The sequence below is a fragment of the Propioniciclava sp. genome, from assembly GCF_029977985.1.
Lineage (GTDB): Bacteria > Actinomycetota > Actinomycetes > Propionibacteriales > Propionibacteriaceae > Propioniciclava.
Window position 1 is genome coordinate 1 of record NZ_JARKOT010000242.1, and the last position, 15337, is coordinate 15337.

The following is a 15337-nucleotide window of genomic DNA, read 5'->3' on the forward strand; positions in this document are numbered from 1 at the left end:
GCCCTATCCGTGAGCCCCAACTGTCACACGGGGGTGGTCCCCAACCGTCGCACGGGGGGTCCCACCCGTCGCACGGGGGTGCGCGGCTACGGTTGCGGGGTTTGCGGATCCTCGCGCTGCGGATCCTCCCGCTGGGGATCCCGCTGCGCGGGACGCCGCACCCGGCGGCGCACAACGAGCCAGGTGATGCCGGCAACCAGGCCCCCGACGAGGGCGAAGGGCGTCAGCGCGCCGACGAGGAGGAGCAGGAACCGAGCCGAGGCTCCCACCGCCGCCCACGAATCGGCGAACGCGTCCAGGAACGGGTTGGCAGCGACGGCGTCCGACGGCGTCTGCAAAGTCACCGTGATGGTGGAGCGTTCGACGGCGGTCGCATAGGCCGCCTGCTGGGCGCGGAGCCGTTCGAGCTCGGCCTGGCGGCTGGACAGCTCGGACTCGACCTGCGCGATCTCCGTGACGGTGCCGGCGCGCTCCATGAGGGCGCTGATCCGGGCGATGGACGCCTCGAGCGTGCGGATGCGTGCATCGACGTCGATGATGGCGTCGGTCACATCGGTGGCGTCGACCTGCCGGTAGGCGAGCTCGCCGATCCCGGCGAGGTCGGTGAGCACCTGGTCGAGCTTGTCGGCCGGCACGGACACCGTGAGCGTGGCAGTGGGCTGGGCGCCGGCGTTCAAGGTGGTGACCTGCTCAGAGGTCACGTAGCCGCCGAGGCCGGTGGTGACCTCGCGGACGCGCTGGGCGGCGGCCGTCGGATCAGGGACCGTGACGGTGAGCGCGGCCGTTCGGGTGACCTGCCGCTCCGCCGAGCCGGCGGCGTCCGTCGTGCCGTCGGCCGGGGCGGCAGGCGCCGCCTGGGTGGCGCCGCTCTCGGGGGCGTAGTCGGGCAGCGAGCCGGAGGTCGGGCTGGTGCAGGCGGCGAGCGTGAACCCGGCCAGCAGGGCGAGAACGGCGACGAGCAGCGTCCGGAGCGGCCCGCGAAGCGACGGCGTGGCGTTGTTCATGCCCCACCCACGCGGTCGCCCGCGGTGGCGTTGCATCCCCAGGATCACGAATCGATCTCGCTCAGCTCGTCCGCGGCCAGGGGTTGGGCAGACAACCGTCGAGGTCGCGCTCCTGCTGGGCCATGACCGGGGCGGGCCCGCCCTTGGCCTGGCAGTAGGCAATAGCCTGGCCGAGATAGAGGCCCACGTGGTGGTTCACGAGCCACGCGCGGTAGTCGTCGAGGTTCGCGAAGCCGGGCACCATGAAGTGCCAGCGATCGCTGTTGAGCACGATCTGGCCGTCGACGAAGCAACTCCACAAACCGGCCGTGCCGGCATCGGCGCCGCACAGGGCGTCGGTCGTCGCCGGCGAGGCGATCGTCACGGTGAAAGCGGCCTGCGCGGCGCCCGTGCCGACCAGGCGGAAGTTGTTGCGGCCGTAGCCCGCCCAGCCCCGCTCGTCGTCCAAGACGCGCTGCACGAAGGACGCCGCGGCCTCCGGATCCACGTTGACGCCCTCCTCAGCGCGCACCCGGTAGATGTTGGTGGCCGGGGCGCTCCGCGTCGGGTCGATGTTCTGCGTGGCGTCGAGGAAGACCCCGGACGCCGCCACGCCCGAGCTGTACACGCTCGTGCGTGCCTCCTCCGGGATGGGCTGCTCGGTGTACGTCGGCGTCGGGCTGGGTGCAGGGGGTCCCGGCAGGACGCCGTCGCCGGCGGGCGGCGTCCGGATGAGTTGGAGAGCGACCGTCAGGACGACGAACGCGGCCGCGATCGCGGCCAACCCGACAAGCCGCTCGCGACGTCCGATCGTGCGCGCCCTCACGTGGTGAGGATAGGCGAACGCCGGCCGGTTCCCTGGGAACCGACCGGCGTGCGTCTCGAACGCGGCACCGTCCGCTTGGTCTGGACGAGCTCGACCAAGGGTGGCTTCGACCACCGGGCCGGCTCAACCGGCGGGGACAGTCAGGAAGCGACGACCTTCACCGGCAGGTGCGCGGTGACGGCGTCGGTGAGCTTGACGCCCACCGTGTGCGACCCGACGGTCTTGATCGGCTTGTTGATGACGACCGAACGCTTGTCGACGTTCGGGCCACCGGCCTTTTTGATCGCCGAGGCGACATCGGCAGCCGTCACGGCACCGAACAGCTTGCCCTCGCTCGCAGCGCGGGCGGGCAGCTCGACCGAGAGCTCCTCGAGCTGGCCACGCAGCTGGAGCGCGTGCTCGTTGTCGCGCACCGTGCGGGCCTCGCGGGCCCGGTTGATGCCCTCGATCTGCTTCTCGGCGCCACGCGTCCACTTGATCGCGTAGCCCTGGGGCAGGAGGTAGTTGCGGCCGTAGCCGTCCTTGACCTCGACGATGTCACCGGCCACGCCGAGGTGGTCGACGGCGGCAGTCAGGATGAGCTTCATGTCCGACGTCCTTCCTCAGCGAGCGGTCGACGCGTAGGGCAGCAGAGCGACCTCACGCGCATTCTTGATGGCGATGGCGACCTTGCGCTGCTCCTGGACGGAGAGGCCGGTCACGCGGCGGGCACGGATCTTCCCGCGCTCCGAGATGAACTTCCGCAGCGTGGCGGTGTCCTTGTAGTCGACGGTGCCGATCTTGATCGACTTCGCCGGGGCGATCTTCTTCTTGTTCACAGGCTTACGCTGTGCAGCCATTGTGGTGCTCCTTCAAGCGAGCCCGGCCGGGGGCCGGAATGACATGGATGGGTGCTGGGTGGCCGATCAGAACGGGGGCTCGTCGCTCTGCGCGCTCGCCCACGGATCGTTCTGCTGCTGCGGCGCGGGTCGGTTGTACCCGCCCTGCTGACCGCCGCCGCCACCCTGGCCCTGGTTGGACGACCAGTTGTCGCCGCCACCGGAGCCGCCCGCGTTGTAGCCGCCACCGCCGCCACCGCTGGTGCGGTTGACCTTGGCGGTCGCATAACGCAGGGAGGGGCCGATCTCCTCGACATCCACCTCGAACACCGTGCGGCGCTCGCCCTCGCGGGTCTCGTACGAGCGGCTCTTCAGCCGGCCCTGCACGATCACCCGCATGCCCTTGGTGAGCGTCTCGGCCACGTTCTCCGCGGCCTGGCGCCACACGGCACAGTTGAGGAACATGGCATCGCCGTCCTTCCATTCGCCGGAGTTCCGGTCGAACGTGCGGGGGGTGGACGCCACCGTGAAGTTGGCGACCGGTGCCCCGGACGGCGTGAAGCGCAGCTCGGGATCGGCCGTCAGGTTGCCGATGAGCGTGATGGTGGTTTCGCCTGCCATGTGTGTGTCTCCGAAATCGGTCGTGGTCGGGTGTTCTCCGTCAGTCTCTCAGGCCCCTCCGACAATCGGTAGGGCTCGGGCGAGCACCTGTGGAGAACTCCCTGTTCGTCAGTCGTGCAGCGTCACTTGTGCAGGTCGGGACGAATGACCTTCGTCCGCATGATCTGCTCGTTCAGCGTGTACTGGCGATCGAGTTCCTTGACGACGTCCGGCTCTGCGGTCACGTTCAGAACCGCGTAGACGCCCTCCGACTTCTTCTGGATGTCGTACGCCAGCCGGCGACGGCCCCAGTGGTCGATGTTGTCAACGGTGCCGCCAGCGGCCTTGAAGGCCTCGAGCGGCTTCTCCACGACGCCCGCGACCTGCCGGTCGTCAACGTCGGGGTTCACGATCACCATGATCTCGTAATTGCGCATACGGTTTACCCCACCTCCTCTGGTCTGAGCGGCCACGGGTATCTCCCGGGGCAGGAGGGTCGATGCAGCGGCGTCCGAAGACGCACCGAGGAACAACGCTACCGCACCCGCCCGGTCGACGACGAATCGGACGCCGCCGGTTGCTGAGCGGGCTCAGGAGATGATCCGGGCTGGTCTACCGGCCCGAATCTTCTCACGAGCCCACTCGAGGAAGGCGTTGCCGCCCATCTGCCAGCATGGACGCCGTGACCGAGTCCTTCTACGACCGCGTGGGCGGCCACGCGACGTTCGTGGCCCTCGTGGACCGCTTCTATGCCGGCGTGGCGCAGGACCCGCCCTTGCGGGCGCTGTACCCCGAGGAGGACCTCGGACCTGCCGCCGAGCGGCTGCGCCTGTTCCTGGAGCAGTACTGGGGCGGACCGAAGACCTACTCGGAGACCCGCGGCCACCCGCGACTGCGCCTGCGCCACGGTCCGTACGCCGTCACGCCGACCCAGCGCGACCGCTGGCTGCACCACATGCTGGCCGCCGTGGCATCGCTCGACCTCACCGCGGCCGAGGAGGCCGAACTGCGCGACTATCTCGTCCGCGCCGCGCAGTTCATGGTGAACACGTTCGACGACCCCGAGGTGTAGGTCTCAGCAGCCGGGGGTTTCCTCGGCGCGGAGGGGAACATCGCGACCCTCGAACGTCACCCCGAGCGTGCACCGCGGGTCTTCGCCGACGACGGCGTGGATCGCCTCCCCGGCGGGCAGGAAAGTGGCCGAACCGTCGGGCCAGGGGGGCGGCACCGGCCGCGTCCCCCCCTCGGAGATCTCGAAGATGGGGCACGTCACCTGGCCCACCACCGGCCCCAACTCGGCCGACTCCTCCAGGGCCGCCACGTACGTCCGCCCCTCCCACACGAGGATCGCCGCGAAATCCGCGATCCCGCCGAACGGCGGCCCCGCAGTGGGGCACGCCGCACCGCTGTACTCACCGGCGCCACCCGCCGCCGTGTCCGTCGCCCGCGTGGCCGGCGCGCCCGCCGCGGACACTTCTTCGCGCGATTCCTGCTGCCGGACGCCGCCGGCGCCGGCCGGGGCCGTGGCCGCCACGTCGGCGGATCCGGTCCGGAGGAAGAGCATCCCCACGGGCAGGACCATGATCGCCACCAGCGCCGCCGCTGCCACGAGCAGGAACCGGGGGCGGCGGCGTCCGATCGGCGTCGCTTCACGGGTCGTGGCGTCCTCGGCGGCGGCGCGCAGGACCGCCGGATCGAGGGGGGCGAAGTCGGCGTCGTCGAGGTGGTGGGCGAGGGCGTCGCGGAGGGCGCTCTCGGCGCGGTCGTCGGTCATCGGTCCTCCTCCCCCAGCTCGGAGCGCAACCGGGCCAGCGCCCGGTGCACGTGCGAGCGCGCGGTCGCCTCGGGGCAACCGAGCGCCTCCCCCACCTCGGCGAAGCTCAGGTCGTCGAAGAAACGCAGCACGACGGCCGCGCGTTGCAGCGGGGGCAGTCGATCGCACAACTGCCAGGCCACGTGGGCGTCGGTGACGGCGTCGTCGAGGCGGCGGGCTGAGCCGGCGGCGTCCCGGTCCTCCGGCTCCGCGACCGGCATGAGCCGACGCACCTTGCGCCACCGCGACACCGCCGCGTTGACGACCGATCGGCGCACGTAAGCGTCAACCCCGCCGGACGCCGACACCTGCTCCCAACGCGGGTAGAGCCCGATGAGGGCGTCCTGGACGGCGTCACGGGCATCCTCGGTGTTGCGCGTGACGAGGAAGGCGTACTTCTGGAGGGCGACCGAGCGCGCGCGCACGTAGTCGTCAAACGTGCGCGGCTCATCCGTCGGCTGCTCGCTCAGGACCACCTCCAGGCAGGTCACACGCCTCTCACGCCCCGGCGGCGTCCGGCGTTGCACTCATCTTGGCGTGTGGGGGCGGGTGCACGTTTGTGACATAGCTTTATTGACATAGGGATTTCGCCCACGTGGGCAACAACCCAATGTCAAGAACGTGACCCCCCGGGGCGCGTCAACGGTCGGTGTGCTTGGTGACCTTCGCGTACATGTCCTCGATGAGGGACGCGAACCGCTCCTCCACCTGCTTGCGCTTCACCTTGAGCGTCGGCGTCAAGAGCCCGTTGTCCATGGTGAACTCCTCCCACGCCACGCGAAGATCCTTGATGCGTTCCTGGGAGGGCAGCCGCTCGGTGAGGGCATCGACGCGACGCTTGATCTCCGCCCGGATCTCGGGGCTGTGCGCCAACTCGGCCGCATCGGCGAACTTCAGCTGCAACTGCGCCGCGAGATCCTCCAACGCGGGCGGAGACGGGCGCACGAGCAGCGTCACGTACGGGCGGTTGTTGCCCAGCACGACGGCGTGCTCGAACAGCGGATCGGCCAGGATCATCCCCTCGATCGGCCCGGGCGCGATGTTCTTGCCACCCGAGGTGACGATGAGGTCCTTGATGCGGTCCGTGATGACCAGATAACCGTCGACATCCACGTAGCCCACGTCGCCCGTGTGCAACCAGCCCTCGTCGTCGACCGCCGCCGCCGTCGCCTCGGGGTTGTTCCAGTAGCCCTTCATCACGTTCGGGCCCCGGTAACAGATCTCCGATTCCTCCCCGATCCGCACCTCACCGCCCTCGATGATCCGGCCCACGGTGCCGAACTTGAACGCAGCCGGCGCGTTGAACGAGATCAGCGGCGCCGCCTCGGTCAGCCCGTAGCCCTGGCAGAGCAGCATGCCCGCCGCCGAGAAGAACTCCTCGATCTCCTTGCGCAGGGGTGCCCCGCCACACGCCATCACCGTCTTCGCGCCCCCCAACGCGTCCCGGATCGCCGCGAACACCAGCTTGTCCGCCACGGGCAGCTGAGCGCGCAGCGCCGCCGAGGGGCGGCGTCCCTTGCGATAGGCGTGCTGGCTGCGCGCGCCCACCCGCATGGCCCACTCGAAGACCGCCTTCTTCGCCGGCGAGTCGGCCACCTTGCCGTGCACCGTGAGGAACACCTTCTCGTACAGCCGCGGCACCGACACGAACATCGTCGGCTTGGCGAGGACGAGCAGGTCGGCGACGGTCCGCGCGTCGGGCACGTAGGTGTTGAGGCAGCCGCTTGTGAGCACCTTGAACGTCCAGGCCCGCTCCAGCGCGTGCGACAAGGGCAGGAAGCACAACGACGTGTCCTCGGGCGTGATCGTGAAGAACGCGTCGAGGGCGTCCAGCTCGAACGTGAACGCCCGGTGGGTCAGCACGGCGCCGCGCGGGTCGCCGGTCGTGCCCGACGTGTAGATGATCGACGCGATGTCGTCGGACGCCGCCGCCGCCAGTCGGGCCTCCAGTTCGCCGTCGGACTCCGCGGACGCCGGCTTCGCCAGCAGCGTCGGCAGCGACGTGACGCGCTCGTCGTCGCTGGCGGTGTCGTCGATGGTCCAGGCGCCGCGCAGGTCGGGCAGCATCGGCCAGGCCTCGGTGAGGCGCCCGAGCAGGTCGTCGTTCTCCACGACGGCGTAGACCGCGCCCGAGTCGCCGACGATGTGGCGCACCTGGCCGGGCGTCGAGGTCGTGTAGATCGGCACCACGACCGCCCGGATCGACAACAGCGCCAGGTCGACGATCGACCACTCAGGCCGGTTCGCGCTGAACAACGCCACCCGGTCCCCTGCGCCGACCCCTTCGTCGAGCAGATGGCGCGCCAGCGTGCGGACGCGGCGTCCCACCTCGGAGTAGCTGAGCGTCTGCCAGTCGTCGCCGCCCAGGATGCGGGTCGCCGGTCGGTGGCCGTGGGTGGCGAAAACCTCCGCCATGCGGACGGCGAGATGCGCCTGGTCCATGTGAACTCCCTTGTCGCGGTCGGCCGAGTGCGGTCGGGGGACGTCGGCTTGCAGGGAAGGCTACAAGGCCGGACCCCGTCTGCGCAGGCTCGTGGGGGACGCCGCCGGTCCGGGGTGGGGAGGTCAAGGGCCAGTGACTAACCCTTGGCCTCCTCAGCCCGGACCGGCGGCGTCCTCACAACCCCTGGGCCATGAGGTCGCGGACCGTGGCGTCCCCGATCTCGATGCCGGACGCCTTTAGCTCGGCGATCTTGTCGGCGAACTGGGGCAGGTACGCCTCGTGGGCGACGAGGAGTTCGGCCATCACCTGGCGGGCGGTGGCGCCGTTGGGGATGAGCGGGTTGAGGTCGAACGCCTCGAGCAGCGCGCCGAAGTCTCCCTCGATGGCGGCCTTGATCGTGCACTCCTCCATCGCCTTCATCACCTGCAGCCAGCCACGCTCGTGCGGGCGCATCTCACCCCAGACGAGCGGTTCTGCGCCGATCGCCGAGATGAGCGAGCTGACCTCGACGATGCAGTCGTCGGGCAGGTACTTGATGGCGCCGTTGTTGCGGGTGCTCACGGTCATGCGCGTGTGGCTGTTGTTGTGGATCGACTCGATCGTGCCGCAGGCGGCGTCCGAGTAGTGCGCTCCGCCGCGCTGGCTGAGCTGGGGCGGCTTGACGTCCAGATTCGGGTCGGCGTAGAGCTCGAACAGCTCGTCCTCCAGGCGTTTGACCGTCTCGGAGCGGGTGGCGTTGTTCGCGAAGTCGGCCAGCTCGTGGGCGAGCATCTCCTCGGTGCAGAAGTAGTAGCGGTGGTAGCCGCACGGCAGCAGCGCGGCGGTGTGCAGCAGATCCTCGGGGATGGGCGTGGGTGAGATGTTGGCCGGGATCGGGCTGTCGTCGGTGTTGATCTTCGCGATGAGGTCGGCGGTGATCTCGCGGCCGGTGGCGTCGTAGACGCGGTGCCAATGGAAGTGGTTGAGGCCGGCGCACTGGTAGGTCAGCGTGGCCGGGTCCAGGCCGAGGCTGGGACCCTCCACGATCTCGGCGCGGATCGGCACGTTGCACAGGCCGATCGTGCGCTCCCAGCCGAAGTTGCGGATCGCCGCCTCGGTCACCATGCCCGACGGATTCGTGAAGTTGATCAGCCACGCGTCGGGGCACAACTCGCGCATGTCGTCGATGATCGCGCCGATGACGGGGATCGTCCGCAGCGCCTTGAAGATGCCGCCCGCGCCATTGGTCTCCTGGCCGAGGATGCCGTGACTGAGCGGGATGCGCTCGTCCTTGATCCGGGCATACAGCCGGCCCACGCGGAACTGGGTGGTGACGTAGTCGGCTCCCGGCAATGCCTCGCGCCGGTCGAACGTGACGTGCACCTTTACGTCGTGCCCGGAGGCGTCCCACATGCGCTGCGCCATCGCGGCGACCGTCTCGACCTTATCGCGGCCCTCCTCGATGTCCACGAACCAGTGTTCGGCCAGCGGCAGTCGGTCGTAGCGCTTGATGAAGCCCTCCACGAGCTCCGGCGTGTAGCTGGAGCCACCGCCGATGGTGACGATCTTGATCGCGTCGCGCATGGGTCCTCCTCGACTCGTTCCCGACCTCCTCACTTTAACGTATCGGCCAGCGTTGGGGAAGGGGCTCGAGCTGGTGAGTCACGCTCACTGGAACTCCCGGGCTGGTCTACCGGCCCGAATCATCTCCTGAGCGCACTCAGCCCGCCCGCAGAGGCCACGACTACGCTGGCGCGGTGATCCCGGGTCGCTTCCGCGCCGTGGTCGCCGGGCGCGAACCGGACGCCCCCGGCGCGCCCTCCGGCGACGCGTGGCTCGCCCGCTTGCCGGGTCTGGTCGAGGACCACCTCAACGCCTGGTCGCTCAACCCCGACGGGCCAGCCACCCACGGCGAGTGCGCGCTCGTGCTGCCGGTCCGGCGGGGCGGGGAACGCCTCGTACTCAAGATCACCTGGCCGCACGTCGAGGCGCGCCTCGAACATCTCGCCCTGCGGCAGTGGGACGGCCGCGGCGCCGTCCGCCTCGTGGCGGCCAACCCCGGCGCCTACGCCCTGCTGCTCGAACGCCTCTCCCCCACCGACCTCCGCAGCGTCGGCGTCCTCGAAGCGTGCGAGGAGATCGGGCGGCTGTTCACCCTCCTCGACCGCCCCGCCGGGCCCCAGTTCGACACCCTCGCCGACGCCGCTCCGCGCTGGCAGGCGCGGCTCAGCGCCGGGACGCCCCTGGTCCCCCGCCGGATGACGCAGCAGGCGGCGTCCGAAGTGGCCGGGCTCATGGCCGATCCGCAGCCGGCGCGCCTCGTGCACACCGACCTGCACGACGCGAACGTGCTCGCGCAGTGCGCGGGCCGTGCAAGCCGCTGGGTCGCGATCGACCCCAAGCCCTTGGCGGCCGAGTGGGCGTTCGCGGTGGCCCCGATCATCTGGAACCGGGAGCAGGAGACGGCCCGGGCGCACTCGGTGCGCACCCACGTCCGGCTGCGTGCCGACCTCGTCACCGACGCCGCTGGGCTCGACGAGGACCGCGTCCGGGCGTGGACGCACGTGCGGCTCGTCCTCAACGCGGTGGACGCCGCGGCGCACGCCCCCGCCTCCGACGCCTTCCGTGCCCGCATGATCGCGCTCGCCAAGGCGTTCGCCTCGTAGGATTCGGGCATGGCCGGCCTGACGAACCTGCACGAGATCCTCGGCGCGCTCCGCCCGAGCGTCCGCACCGGACGCTTCGTCGTCGTGAGCTCCCCCACCCCGCCCGACGTGGACGCCCAGGCGCGCATCGTCGAGGAGGAGGGCACCACCCTCATCCTCACCCAGGACGCCGCGGACGCCGCAGGGCTGCCCTACGACGCCGTCTTCGGCTGGATCACCCTCCAGGTGCACAGCTCGCTGGAATCGGTCGGCATCACCTCCGCCGTCTCGACGGCACTCGCGCGCGTCGGCATCTCGTGCAACGTGCTGGCCGGGTTCTACCACGACCATCTGCTCGTTCCCGTCGACGACGTCGACGAGGCCGTCGACGTGCTCGGCGGGCTGTCGTGACTCTCTCGCCACGCCCTGCTCCCGCGGTGGGCGCGCACGTCGGCGCGGACCCGATCGCGACGGCGTCCGAGCACGGCTTCGACATCGTCCAGATCTTCGTCGGCGACCCGCAGGCGTGGAAGGGTCACGCGGTCGACCACCCCGGCGGCGCGGCGGGGCTGAAGGCCGAGGCGGACGCCGCGGGCGTGGGCATCTACGTGCACGCGCCCTACGTGGTGAACGTGGCGACGACGAACAACCGGCTCCGCATCCCGAGCCGGCAGATTCTGGCCAAGCAGGTGAAGCTCGCCACCGAACTCGGAGCGCGCGGGGTGATCGTGCACGGCGGTCACCTGGGCGGGAAGGACGACCCCGCGGTGGGCTTCGACAACTGGCGCAAGGCGGTCGAAGGGCTCGAGCTCACCGTCCCGCTCCTCATCGAGAACACCGCCGGGGGAACGAACGCCATGGCCCGCGAGCTCGACCGCATCGCCCGCCTCTGGGACGCGGTGCAGGCCGCCTCGGGCTCCGAGGCCGTCGGCTTCTGCCTCGACACCTGCCACGCGCACGCCGGCGGGCTGGACCTGCCGGGCGTCGTGGACGCCGTCCGCGCCATCACGGGGCGCATCGACCTCGTGCACCTCAACGACTCCCGGGACGCCGCCGGCTCCGGCGCCGACCGCCACGACGTCCTCGGCCGGGGCCTCATCGACCCGGACGCCCTCGTGGCCGTCGCCCGCACCGCTGACGCACCGATCATCCTCGAAACGCCCACCTCGACCCCGCACGCCGATCAGATCGCGTGGCTGCGCGAGCGTCTGTGACGCGCGATAGCCTTGGGACGTGACCCGCAGCATCTACGTGATGGCCCCCGAAGGCCACACCGGCAAGTCCCTGATCGCGCTGGGCATCATCGACGCCCTCACCCGCAAGGTCGGCACGGTGGGTGTGTTCCGGCCCATCATTCCGGAGGGCGAGCACGACGGCGTGCTCGAGGCGTTGATCGCCCAGCCGGCGGTGGACGTGTCCTACGACGAGGCGGTCGGCGTCACCTACGACGCCGTTCACACGGACGCCGACGAGGCCCTCGCCACGATCATCCAGCGCTACGGCGCGCTCGCCGAGCGGCACGACGCCGTCGTCATCCTGGGCTCCGACTACAGCGACGCAGGGGCGTCCGGGGAACTCGTGTTCAACGCGCGCGTCGCAGCGAACCTGAACGCACAAGTGCTCGTCGCCGTGTCGGGCCTCGACCGGTCGCCCGACAACGTCGTCCAGCTGGCGCAGGGCACGGTCGCCGAGATCCGCAACCAGCACGCCACCCCGATCGCCGTGATCGCGACCCGCGTCGCCGAGGCGTCCGAACAGGTCTACGCCGGCGCCCTGGCCGACGCACTACCCGACCTCGTCGTCGGGGTCCTGCCAGCTCACCCGCTGCTCGCCGCACCCACCTTCGCCGCGCAGATGGACGCCGCGGGCGCACGCCTGCTGGTCGGCCGGCAGGAGCAGACCGCGCAGGAGAGTCAGAGCGTGCTCGTCGCCGCGATGACACTGCCGAACGTGCTGCAGCGCCTCGAGCCCGAGTCGACGGTGATCCTGCCCAGCGACCGCTCGGAGATGATCCCCGGGGTGCTGCTGGCGCACGCCTCGGGGGCGTTCCCCCAGCTCACCGGCATGATCCTGACGGGCGGTTACGAGATCCCCGAGGCGGTCGCGAACCTGATCGGCACCGTGCCCCTCGAACTGCCGATCGCCCTCACCGACCGGGGCACCTACACGACCGCGCAGGCTCTGTCGGGCCTCGAGGGCACGATGACCAGTTCGCCGCGCAAGCTCGAGGTCGGACGCCGCCTGTTCGACGAATACGTGGACGCCAACGCGCTGCTCGACGCGATGGAGGTGTCCGCGACGAACATCCGGACGCCGCTCATGTTCGAGTACCAGCTCACGGAGATGGCCCGGCGCGACAAGCGGCGGATCGTCCTTCCCGAGTCCGGCGACGAGCGGATCCTGGAGGCGGCGTCCATCGTGCTGCGGCGCGGCACGGCCAGCATCGTCCTGCTGGGGGACGCGACCGACATCAAGAACCGGGCCTCGGCGCTCGGCTTCTCCCTCGACGGGGCCGAGGTCGTGGCCATGACCGACCCGGAACTCGTGGAGCGGTTCTCGGCGGAGTACGCGACCCTGCGCGCGAAGAAGGGCGTCACGCTCGAGCAGGCCCGCGAGAAGATGAAGGACCCGAGCTACTTCGGCACCATGATGGTGCACCTCGGCATGGCCGACGGCATGGTGTCGGGCGCGGTGAACACGACCGCCAACACGATCCGGCCGAGCCTCGAGTTCGTGAAGACGAAGCCGGGGGTGTCCGTGGTCAGCTCGTCGTTCCTGATGTGCATGGCCGATCGGGTGGACGTCTACGGCGACTGTGCGGTCAACCCGGACCCGACGGCCGAGCAACTCGCCGACATCGCGATCAGCTCGGCGCAGACGGCCGACGCGTTTGGCATCGAACCGCGCGTGGCGATGCTGTCGTACTCGACCGGCGAATCCGGGTCGGGCGCGGACGTCGACAAGGTGCGCGCCGCCACCGAGATAGTGAAGGAGAAGGCGCCGCAGTTGATGGTGGAGGGGCCGATCCAGTTCGACGCCGCCGTCGACCCGACCGTGGGATCGAAGAAGATGCCCGGCTCTCAGGTGGCCGGCCAGGCCACCGTGTTCATCTTCCCCGACCTCAACACCGGCAACAACACGTACAAGGCGGTGCAGCGGTCGGCCGGTGCGCTCGCGGTCGGGCCCGTCCTGCAGGGGCTCAACAAGCCGGTCAATGACCTGTCGCGGGGCGCGCTGGTCGACGACATCGTCAACACCATCGCCATCACCGCCATCCAGGCCCAGTCCAACTGAGCCCGCCGAACCGAGGAGGATCCGCGTGTCCACACCCATCCTGCTGATCAACGCCGGGTCGAGCTCGATCAAGTACCAGGTCATCGACACCGACGACGAGCAGGTGCTCGCCACGGGTCTCATCGAGCGGATCGGTGAGCAGCTCGGCCGCATCAAGCACACGGTGGGCGAGGAGACGTTCGTCGACGAGGAGCCCTACCCGAACCACACGGTGGCCCTCGCGGCGCTGGTGGCGATGTTCGCGGCGAACGGTCCCGACCTGGGGGCGGTGAAGGCCGTCGGACACCGGACCGTCCACGGCGGCGACAAGCTCACCCAGACGACGGTGATCGACGACGCCGTCCTCGACACGCTCGTCGAACTGTCGCCGCTGGCGCCGCTGCACAACCCGCCCGGCATCGCCGGCATCCGGGGGGCACGCAAGGCGCTGCCCGCTGTGCCGCATGTGGCCGTCTTCGACACGGCGTTCTTCGCGACGCTGCCGCCGGCGGCGTACACCTACGCGATTCCCACGGGTCTCGCCGTCGACCACGCGATCCGGCGGTACGGCTTCCATGGCACGTCGCACAACTACGTGTCCCACAAGGTGGCGGAGACGCTGGGCGTCGAGTACGACGCGCTGAGGCAGATCGTGTGTCACCTCGGGAACGGGGCGTCCATCTCGGCGGTCGACCACGGCGTGCCCGTCGACACGTCGATGGGGCTGACCCCCCTTGAGGGGCTCGTCATGGGCACACGGTCCGGCGACGTCGACCCCGGCCTCATCTTCTTCCTGCACCGCGAGGTCGGGATGAGTGTCGACGCGATCGACACCCTGCTCAACAAGAAGTCGGGAATGATGGGGCTGACCGGGGCGTCCGACTTCCGTGACATCCAGGCGAAGATCGACGCCGGCGACGAGCACGCCAAAATCGGGCTCGACGTCTACATCCACCGGCTGCTGCACTACATCGGCGCGTACATGGCCGTTCTCGGCGGCGTGGATGCCATCACGTTCACGGCGGGGGTGGGAGAGAACAACCCGCAGATCCGCGCGGCGGTGTGCGAGCGTCTCGCCGGGCTGGGCGTCACGCTGGACGCCGCCCGCAACGCCGAACGCTCCAAGGAACCGCGCGTCATCTCCACGGACGACTCGGCGGTGAAGGTGCTGGTCGTGCCCACGAACGAGGAACTCCAGATGGCCCGCGAAGTGGCGAGCGTCATCGCCTGATTCCGGGCGGCGTCATGGTCCGATGCCGACGGGTGTCATCGCCCGGTGTTCGCGAGGCCCAGCAGCGGCCGCAACTCGTCCAGGGTGGCTACGGAGTAGCGGGCGTCGTCCTCGACGGGAGCTTCAGGCGACTCGAGCAGGGCCGCGTCGATGCCGGCCGCCTGAGCGGCGGTCGCGTCGATGGGCCGGTCACCGACGGCGAGGCATGCGGCGGCATCGAGCCCGTGCCGGGCGAGCATGAGCCGGTACATCGTGGGGTCGGGCTTGCGCGGGTGTCCGTCCGAGGTCGCGATGATGTCGTCGACCGGGAGCCCGAGTCCGGCCAGCAGGGCCTCCGCGGAGCTGCGCTCGCGGTGGGTGACGACGAGATTCAGCCCGCCCGCAGCACGCACGTCCACGAGCAGGGCGCCCGCGCCGGGCATCGCGGGGGGCGGAGTCTGGTCCCAGCGGGCCTTGAGGTCGGCGTTCGCCCGCTCGAACTCGGCCGGATCGATGCCGAAGCGCTCCGCGAGCCGCGCGAGCGCCGCGTGGGTGGACGTGCGGGTCAGCCGGGCGACGTCCGCAATGGCCACCTCGTGTCCGTGCCGAGCCACGACGGCCGCGAACGCGGCGTCCAGTGCGGGGTACGTGTCCACCAGCGTCCCCCCGAGATCCCAGACGAGGTTGCGGTACATCCCTCCAGCGGCGGGGTGTGTGTTGGGGGGGGGGGGGGGGGGGGGGAGGGGG

General features: G+C 70.3%; 17 protein-coding genes. 6 read left to right on the forward strand and 11 right to left on the reverse strand.

Features of this window, described 5'->3' with window-relative positions; genetic code table 11:
* Positions 1 to 86: 86 nt before the first annotated feature.
* The 6 genes from Q1K57_RS13645 to rpsF all read right to left on the reverse strand — a co-directional run bounded on the left by Q1K57_RS13645 (position 87) and on the right by rpsF (position 3664).
* Positions 87 to 1004 carry a DUF4349 domain-containing protein gene (locus Q1K57_RS13645; protein ID WP_300083539.1) on the reverse strand — a complete coding sequence of 306 codons (918 nt, stop codon included), beginning with the start codon at positions 1002 to 1004 and terminating at the stop codon, positions 87 to 89.
* A gap of 61 nt (positions 1005 to 1065) precedes the next feature.
* Positions 1066 to 1809 (reverse strand): DUF3152 domain-containing protein, encoded by a 744-nt coding sequence (locus Q1K57_RS13650; RefSeq protein WP_300083540.1) that lies wholly within the window; start codon positions 1807 to 1809, stop codon positions 1066 to 1068.
* Positions 1810 to 1949: 140 nt separating this feature from the next.
* Positions 1950 to 2396, reverse strand: coding sequence for a 50S ribosomal protein L9 (gene rplI / locus Q1K57_RS13655; RefSeq protein WP_300083542.1), 447 nt, complete (start codon positions 2394 to 2396; stop codon positions 1950 to 1952).
* 15 nt (positions 2397 to 2411) lie between these two features.
* Positions 2412 to 2648: a 30S ribosomal protein S18 gene (rpsR, locus tag Q1K57_RS13660; protein WP_300083544.1), complete on the reverse strand. Its 237-nt coding sequence runs from the start codon at positions 2646 to 2648 to the stop codon at positions 2412 to 2414.
* 66 nt (positions 2649 to 2714) lie between these two features.
* Positions 2715 to 3248 (reverse strand): single-stranded DNA-binding protein, encoded by a 534-nt coding sequence (locus Q1K57_RS13665; protein ID WP_300083546.1) that lies wholly within the window; start codon positions 3246 to 3248, stop codon positions 2715 to 2717.
* Between the two features lie 122 nt (positions 3249 to 3370).
* A complete protein-coding gene (gene rpsF, locus Q1K57_RS13670; RefSeq protein ID WP_300083548.1) occupies positions 3371 to 3664 on the reverse strand; it encodes a 30S ribosomal protein S6 in 294 nt (97 codons plus the stop codon).
* Between the two features lie 245 nt (positions 3665 to 3909).
* Here rpsF and Q1K57_RS13675 point away from each other — a divergent pair, with 245 nt between their 5' ends.
* On the forward strand, positions 3910 to 4299 hold the full coding sequence (locus tag Q1K57_RS13675) for a globin (RefSeq protein WP_366525379.1): 390 nt from the start codon (positions 3910 to 3912) through the stop codon (positions 4297 to 4299).
* Positions 4300 to 4302: 3 nt separating this feature from the next.
* On the opposite strand, the gene Q1K57_RS13680 is transcribed toward Q1K57_RS13675, so the two are convergent.
* The 4 genes from Q1K57_RS13680 to Q1K57_RS13695 form a co-directional block, all read right to left on the reverse strand.
* Positions 4303 to 5001: a hypothetical protein gene (locus tag Q1K57_RS13680; protein WP_300083552.1), complete on the reverse strand. Its 699-nt coding sequence runs from the start codon at positions 4999 to 5001 to the stop codon at positions 4303 to 4305.
* On the reverse strand, positions 4998 to 5531 hold the full coding sequence (locus Q1K57_RS13685; RefSeq protein WP_300083554.1) for a SigE family RNA polymerase sigma factor: 534 nt from the start codon (positions 5529 to 5531) through the stop codon (positions 4998 to 5000). Before Q1K57_RS13685 ends, Q1K57_RS13680 begins: the two co-directional genes overlap by 4 nt.
* A gap of 148 nt (positions 5532 to 5679) precedes the next feature.
* Positions 5680 to 7482, reverse strand: a complete 1803-nt coding sequence (locus Q1K57_RS13690) for a long-chain fatty acid--CoA ligase (RefSeq protein WP_300083556.1) — start codon at positions 7480 to 7482, stop codon at positions 5680 to 5682.
* 175 nt (positions 7483 to 7657) lie between these two features.
* Positions 7658 to 9046 carry a 6-phospho-beta-glucosidase gene (locus tag Q1K57_RS13695; RefSeq protein ID WP_300083558.1) on the reverse strand — a complete coding sequence of 463 codons (1389 nt, stop codon included), beginning with the start codon at positions 9044 to 9046 and terminating at the stop codon, positions 7658 to 7660.
* Positions 9047 to 9219: 173 nt separating this feature from the next.
* On the opposite strand from Q1K57_RS13695, the gene Q1K57_RS13700 reads away from it, so the two are divergent.
* Genes Q1K57_RS13700 through Q1K57_RS13720 form a run of 5 tightly spaced genes read left to right on the forward strand, consistent with a single transcriptional unit; the run spans position 9220 to position 14611 of the window.
* Entirely contained in the window at positions 9220 to 10128 is a 909-nt protein-coding gene (locus tag Q1K57_RS13700; protein ID WP_300083560.1) for an aminoglycoside phosphotransferase family protein, read from the forward strand.
* 9 nt (positions 10129 to 10137) lie between these two features.
* Positions 10138 to 10518, forward strand: a complete 381-nt coding sequence (locus Q1K57_RS13705; RefSeq protein ID WP_300083562.1) for an ACT domain-containing protein — start codon at positions 10138 to 10140, stop codon at positions 10516 to 10518.
* Between the two features lie 26 nt (positions 10519 to 10544).
* Positions 10545 to 11321, forward strand: coding sequence for a deoxyribonuclease IV (locus Q1K57_RS13710; RefSeq protein WP_300083564.1), 777 nt, complete (start codon positions 10545 to 10547; stop codon positions 11319 to 11321).
* A gap of 19 nt (positions 11322 to 11340) precedes the next feature.
* Complete coding sequence (gene pta / locus Q1K57_RS13715) at positions 11341 to 13401, forward strand: phosphate acetyltransferase (RefSeq protein ID WP_300083565.1); 2061 nt, start codon at positions 11341 to 11343, stop codon at positions 13399 to 13401.
* Between the two features lie 25 nt (positions 13402 to 13426).
* Positions 13427 to 14611: an acetate kinase gene (locus tag Q1K57_RS13720; protein ID WP_300083566.1), complete on the forward strand. Its 1185-nt coding sequence runs from the start codon at positions 13427 to 13429 to the stop codon at positions 14609 to 14611.
* A gap of 35 nt (positions 14612 to 14646) precedes the next feature.
* Here the strand turns inward: Q1K57_RS13720 and Q1K57_RS13725 are convergent, their stop codons facing one another.
* Positions 14647 to 15285: an HAD-IA family hydrolase gene (locus tag Q1K57_RS13725; protein ID WP_300083567.1), complete on the reverse strand. Its 639-nt coding sequence runs from the start codon at positions 15283 to 15285 to the stop codon at positions 14647 to 14649.
* Positions 15286 to 15337 lie beyond the last annotated feature (52 nt).

Coding starts and splice junctions, on each gene's coding strand:
- Q1K57_RS13645 (WP_300083539.1), bottom strand. CDS start 1,004: ATGAACAACGCCACGCCGTCGCTTCGCGGGCCGCTCCGGACGCTGCTC.
- rplI (WP_300083542.1), bottom strand. CDS start 2,396: ATGAAGCTCATCCTGACTGCCGCCGTCGACCACCTCGGCGTGGCCGGT.
- rpsR (WP_300083544.1), bottom strand. CDS start 2,648: ATGGCTGCACAGCGTAAGCCTGTGAACAAGAAGAAGATCGCCCCGGCG.
- Q1K57_RS13665 (WP_300083546.1), bottom strand. CDS start 3,248: ATGGCAGGCGAAACCACCATCACGCTCATCGGCAACCTGACGGCCGAT.
- rpsF (WP_300083548.1), bottom strand. CDS start 3,664: ATGCGCAATTACGAGATCATGGTGATCGTGAACCCCGACGTTGACGAC.
- Q1K57_RS13680 (WP_300083552.1), bottom strand. CDS start 5,001: ATGACCGACGACCGCGCCGAGAGCGCCCTCCGCGACGCCCTCGCCCAC.
- Q1K57_RS13690 (WP_300083556.1), bottom strand. CDS start 7,482: ATGGACCAGGCGCATCTCGCCGTCCGCATGGCGGAGGTTTTCGCCACC.
- Q1K57_RS13695 (WP_300083558.1), bottom strand. CDS start 9,046: ATGCGCGACGCGATCAAGATCGTCACCATCGGCGGTGGCTCCAGCTAC.
- Q1K57_RS13705 (WP_300083562.1), top strand. CDS start 10,138: ATGGCCGGCCTGACGAACCTGCACGAGATCCTCGGCGCGCTCCGCCCG.
- Q1K57_RS13725 (WP_300083567.1), bottom strand. CDS start 15,285: ATGTACCGCAACCTCGTCTGGGATCTCGGGGGGACGCTGGTGGACACG.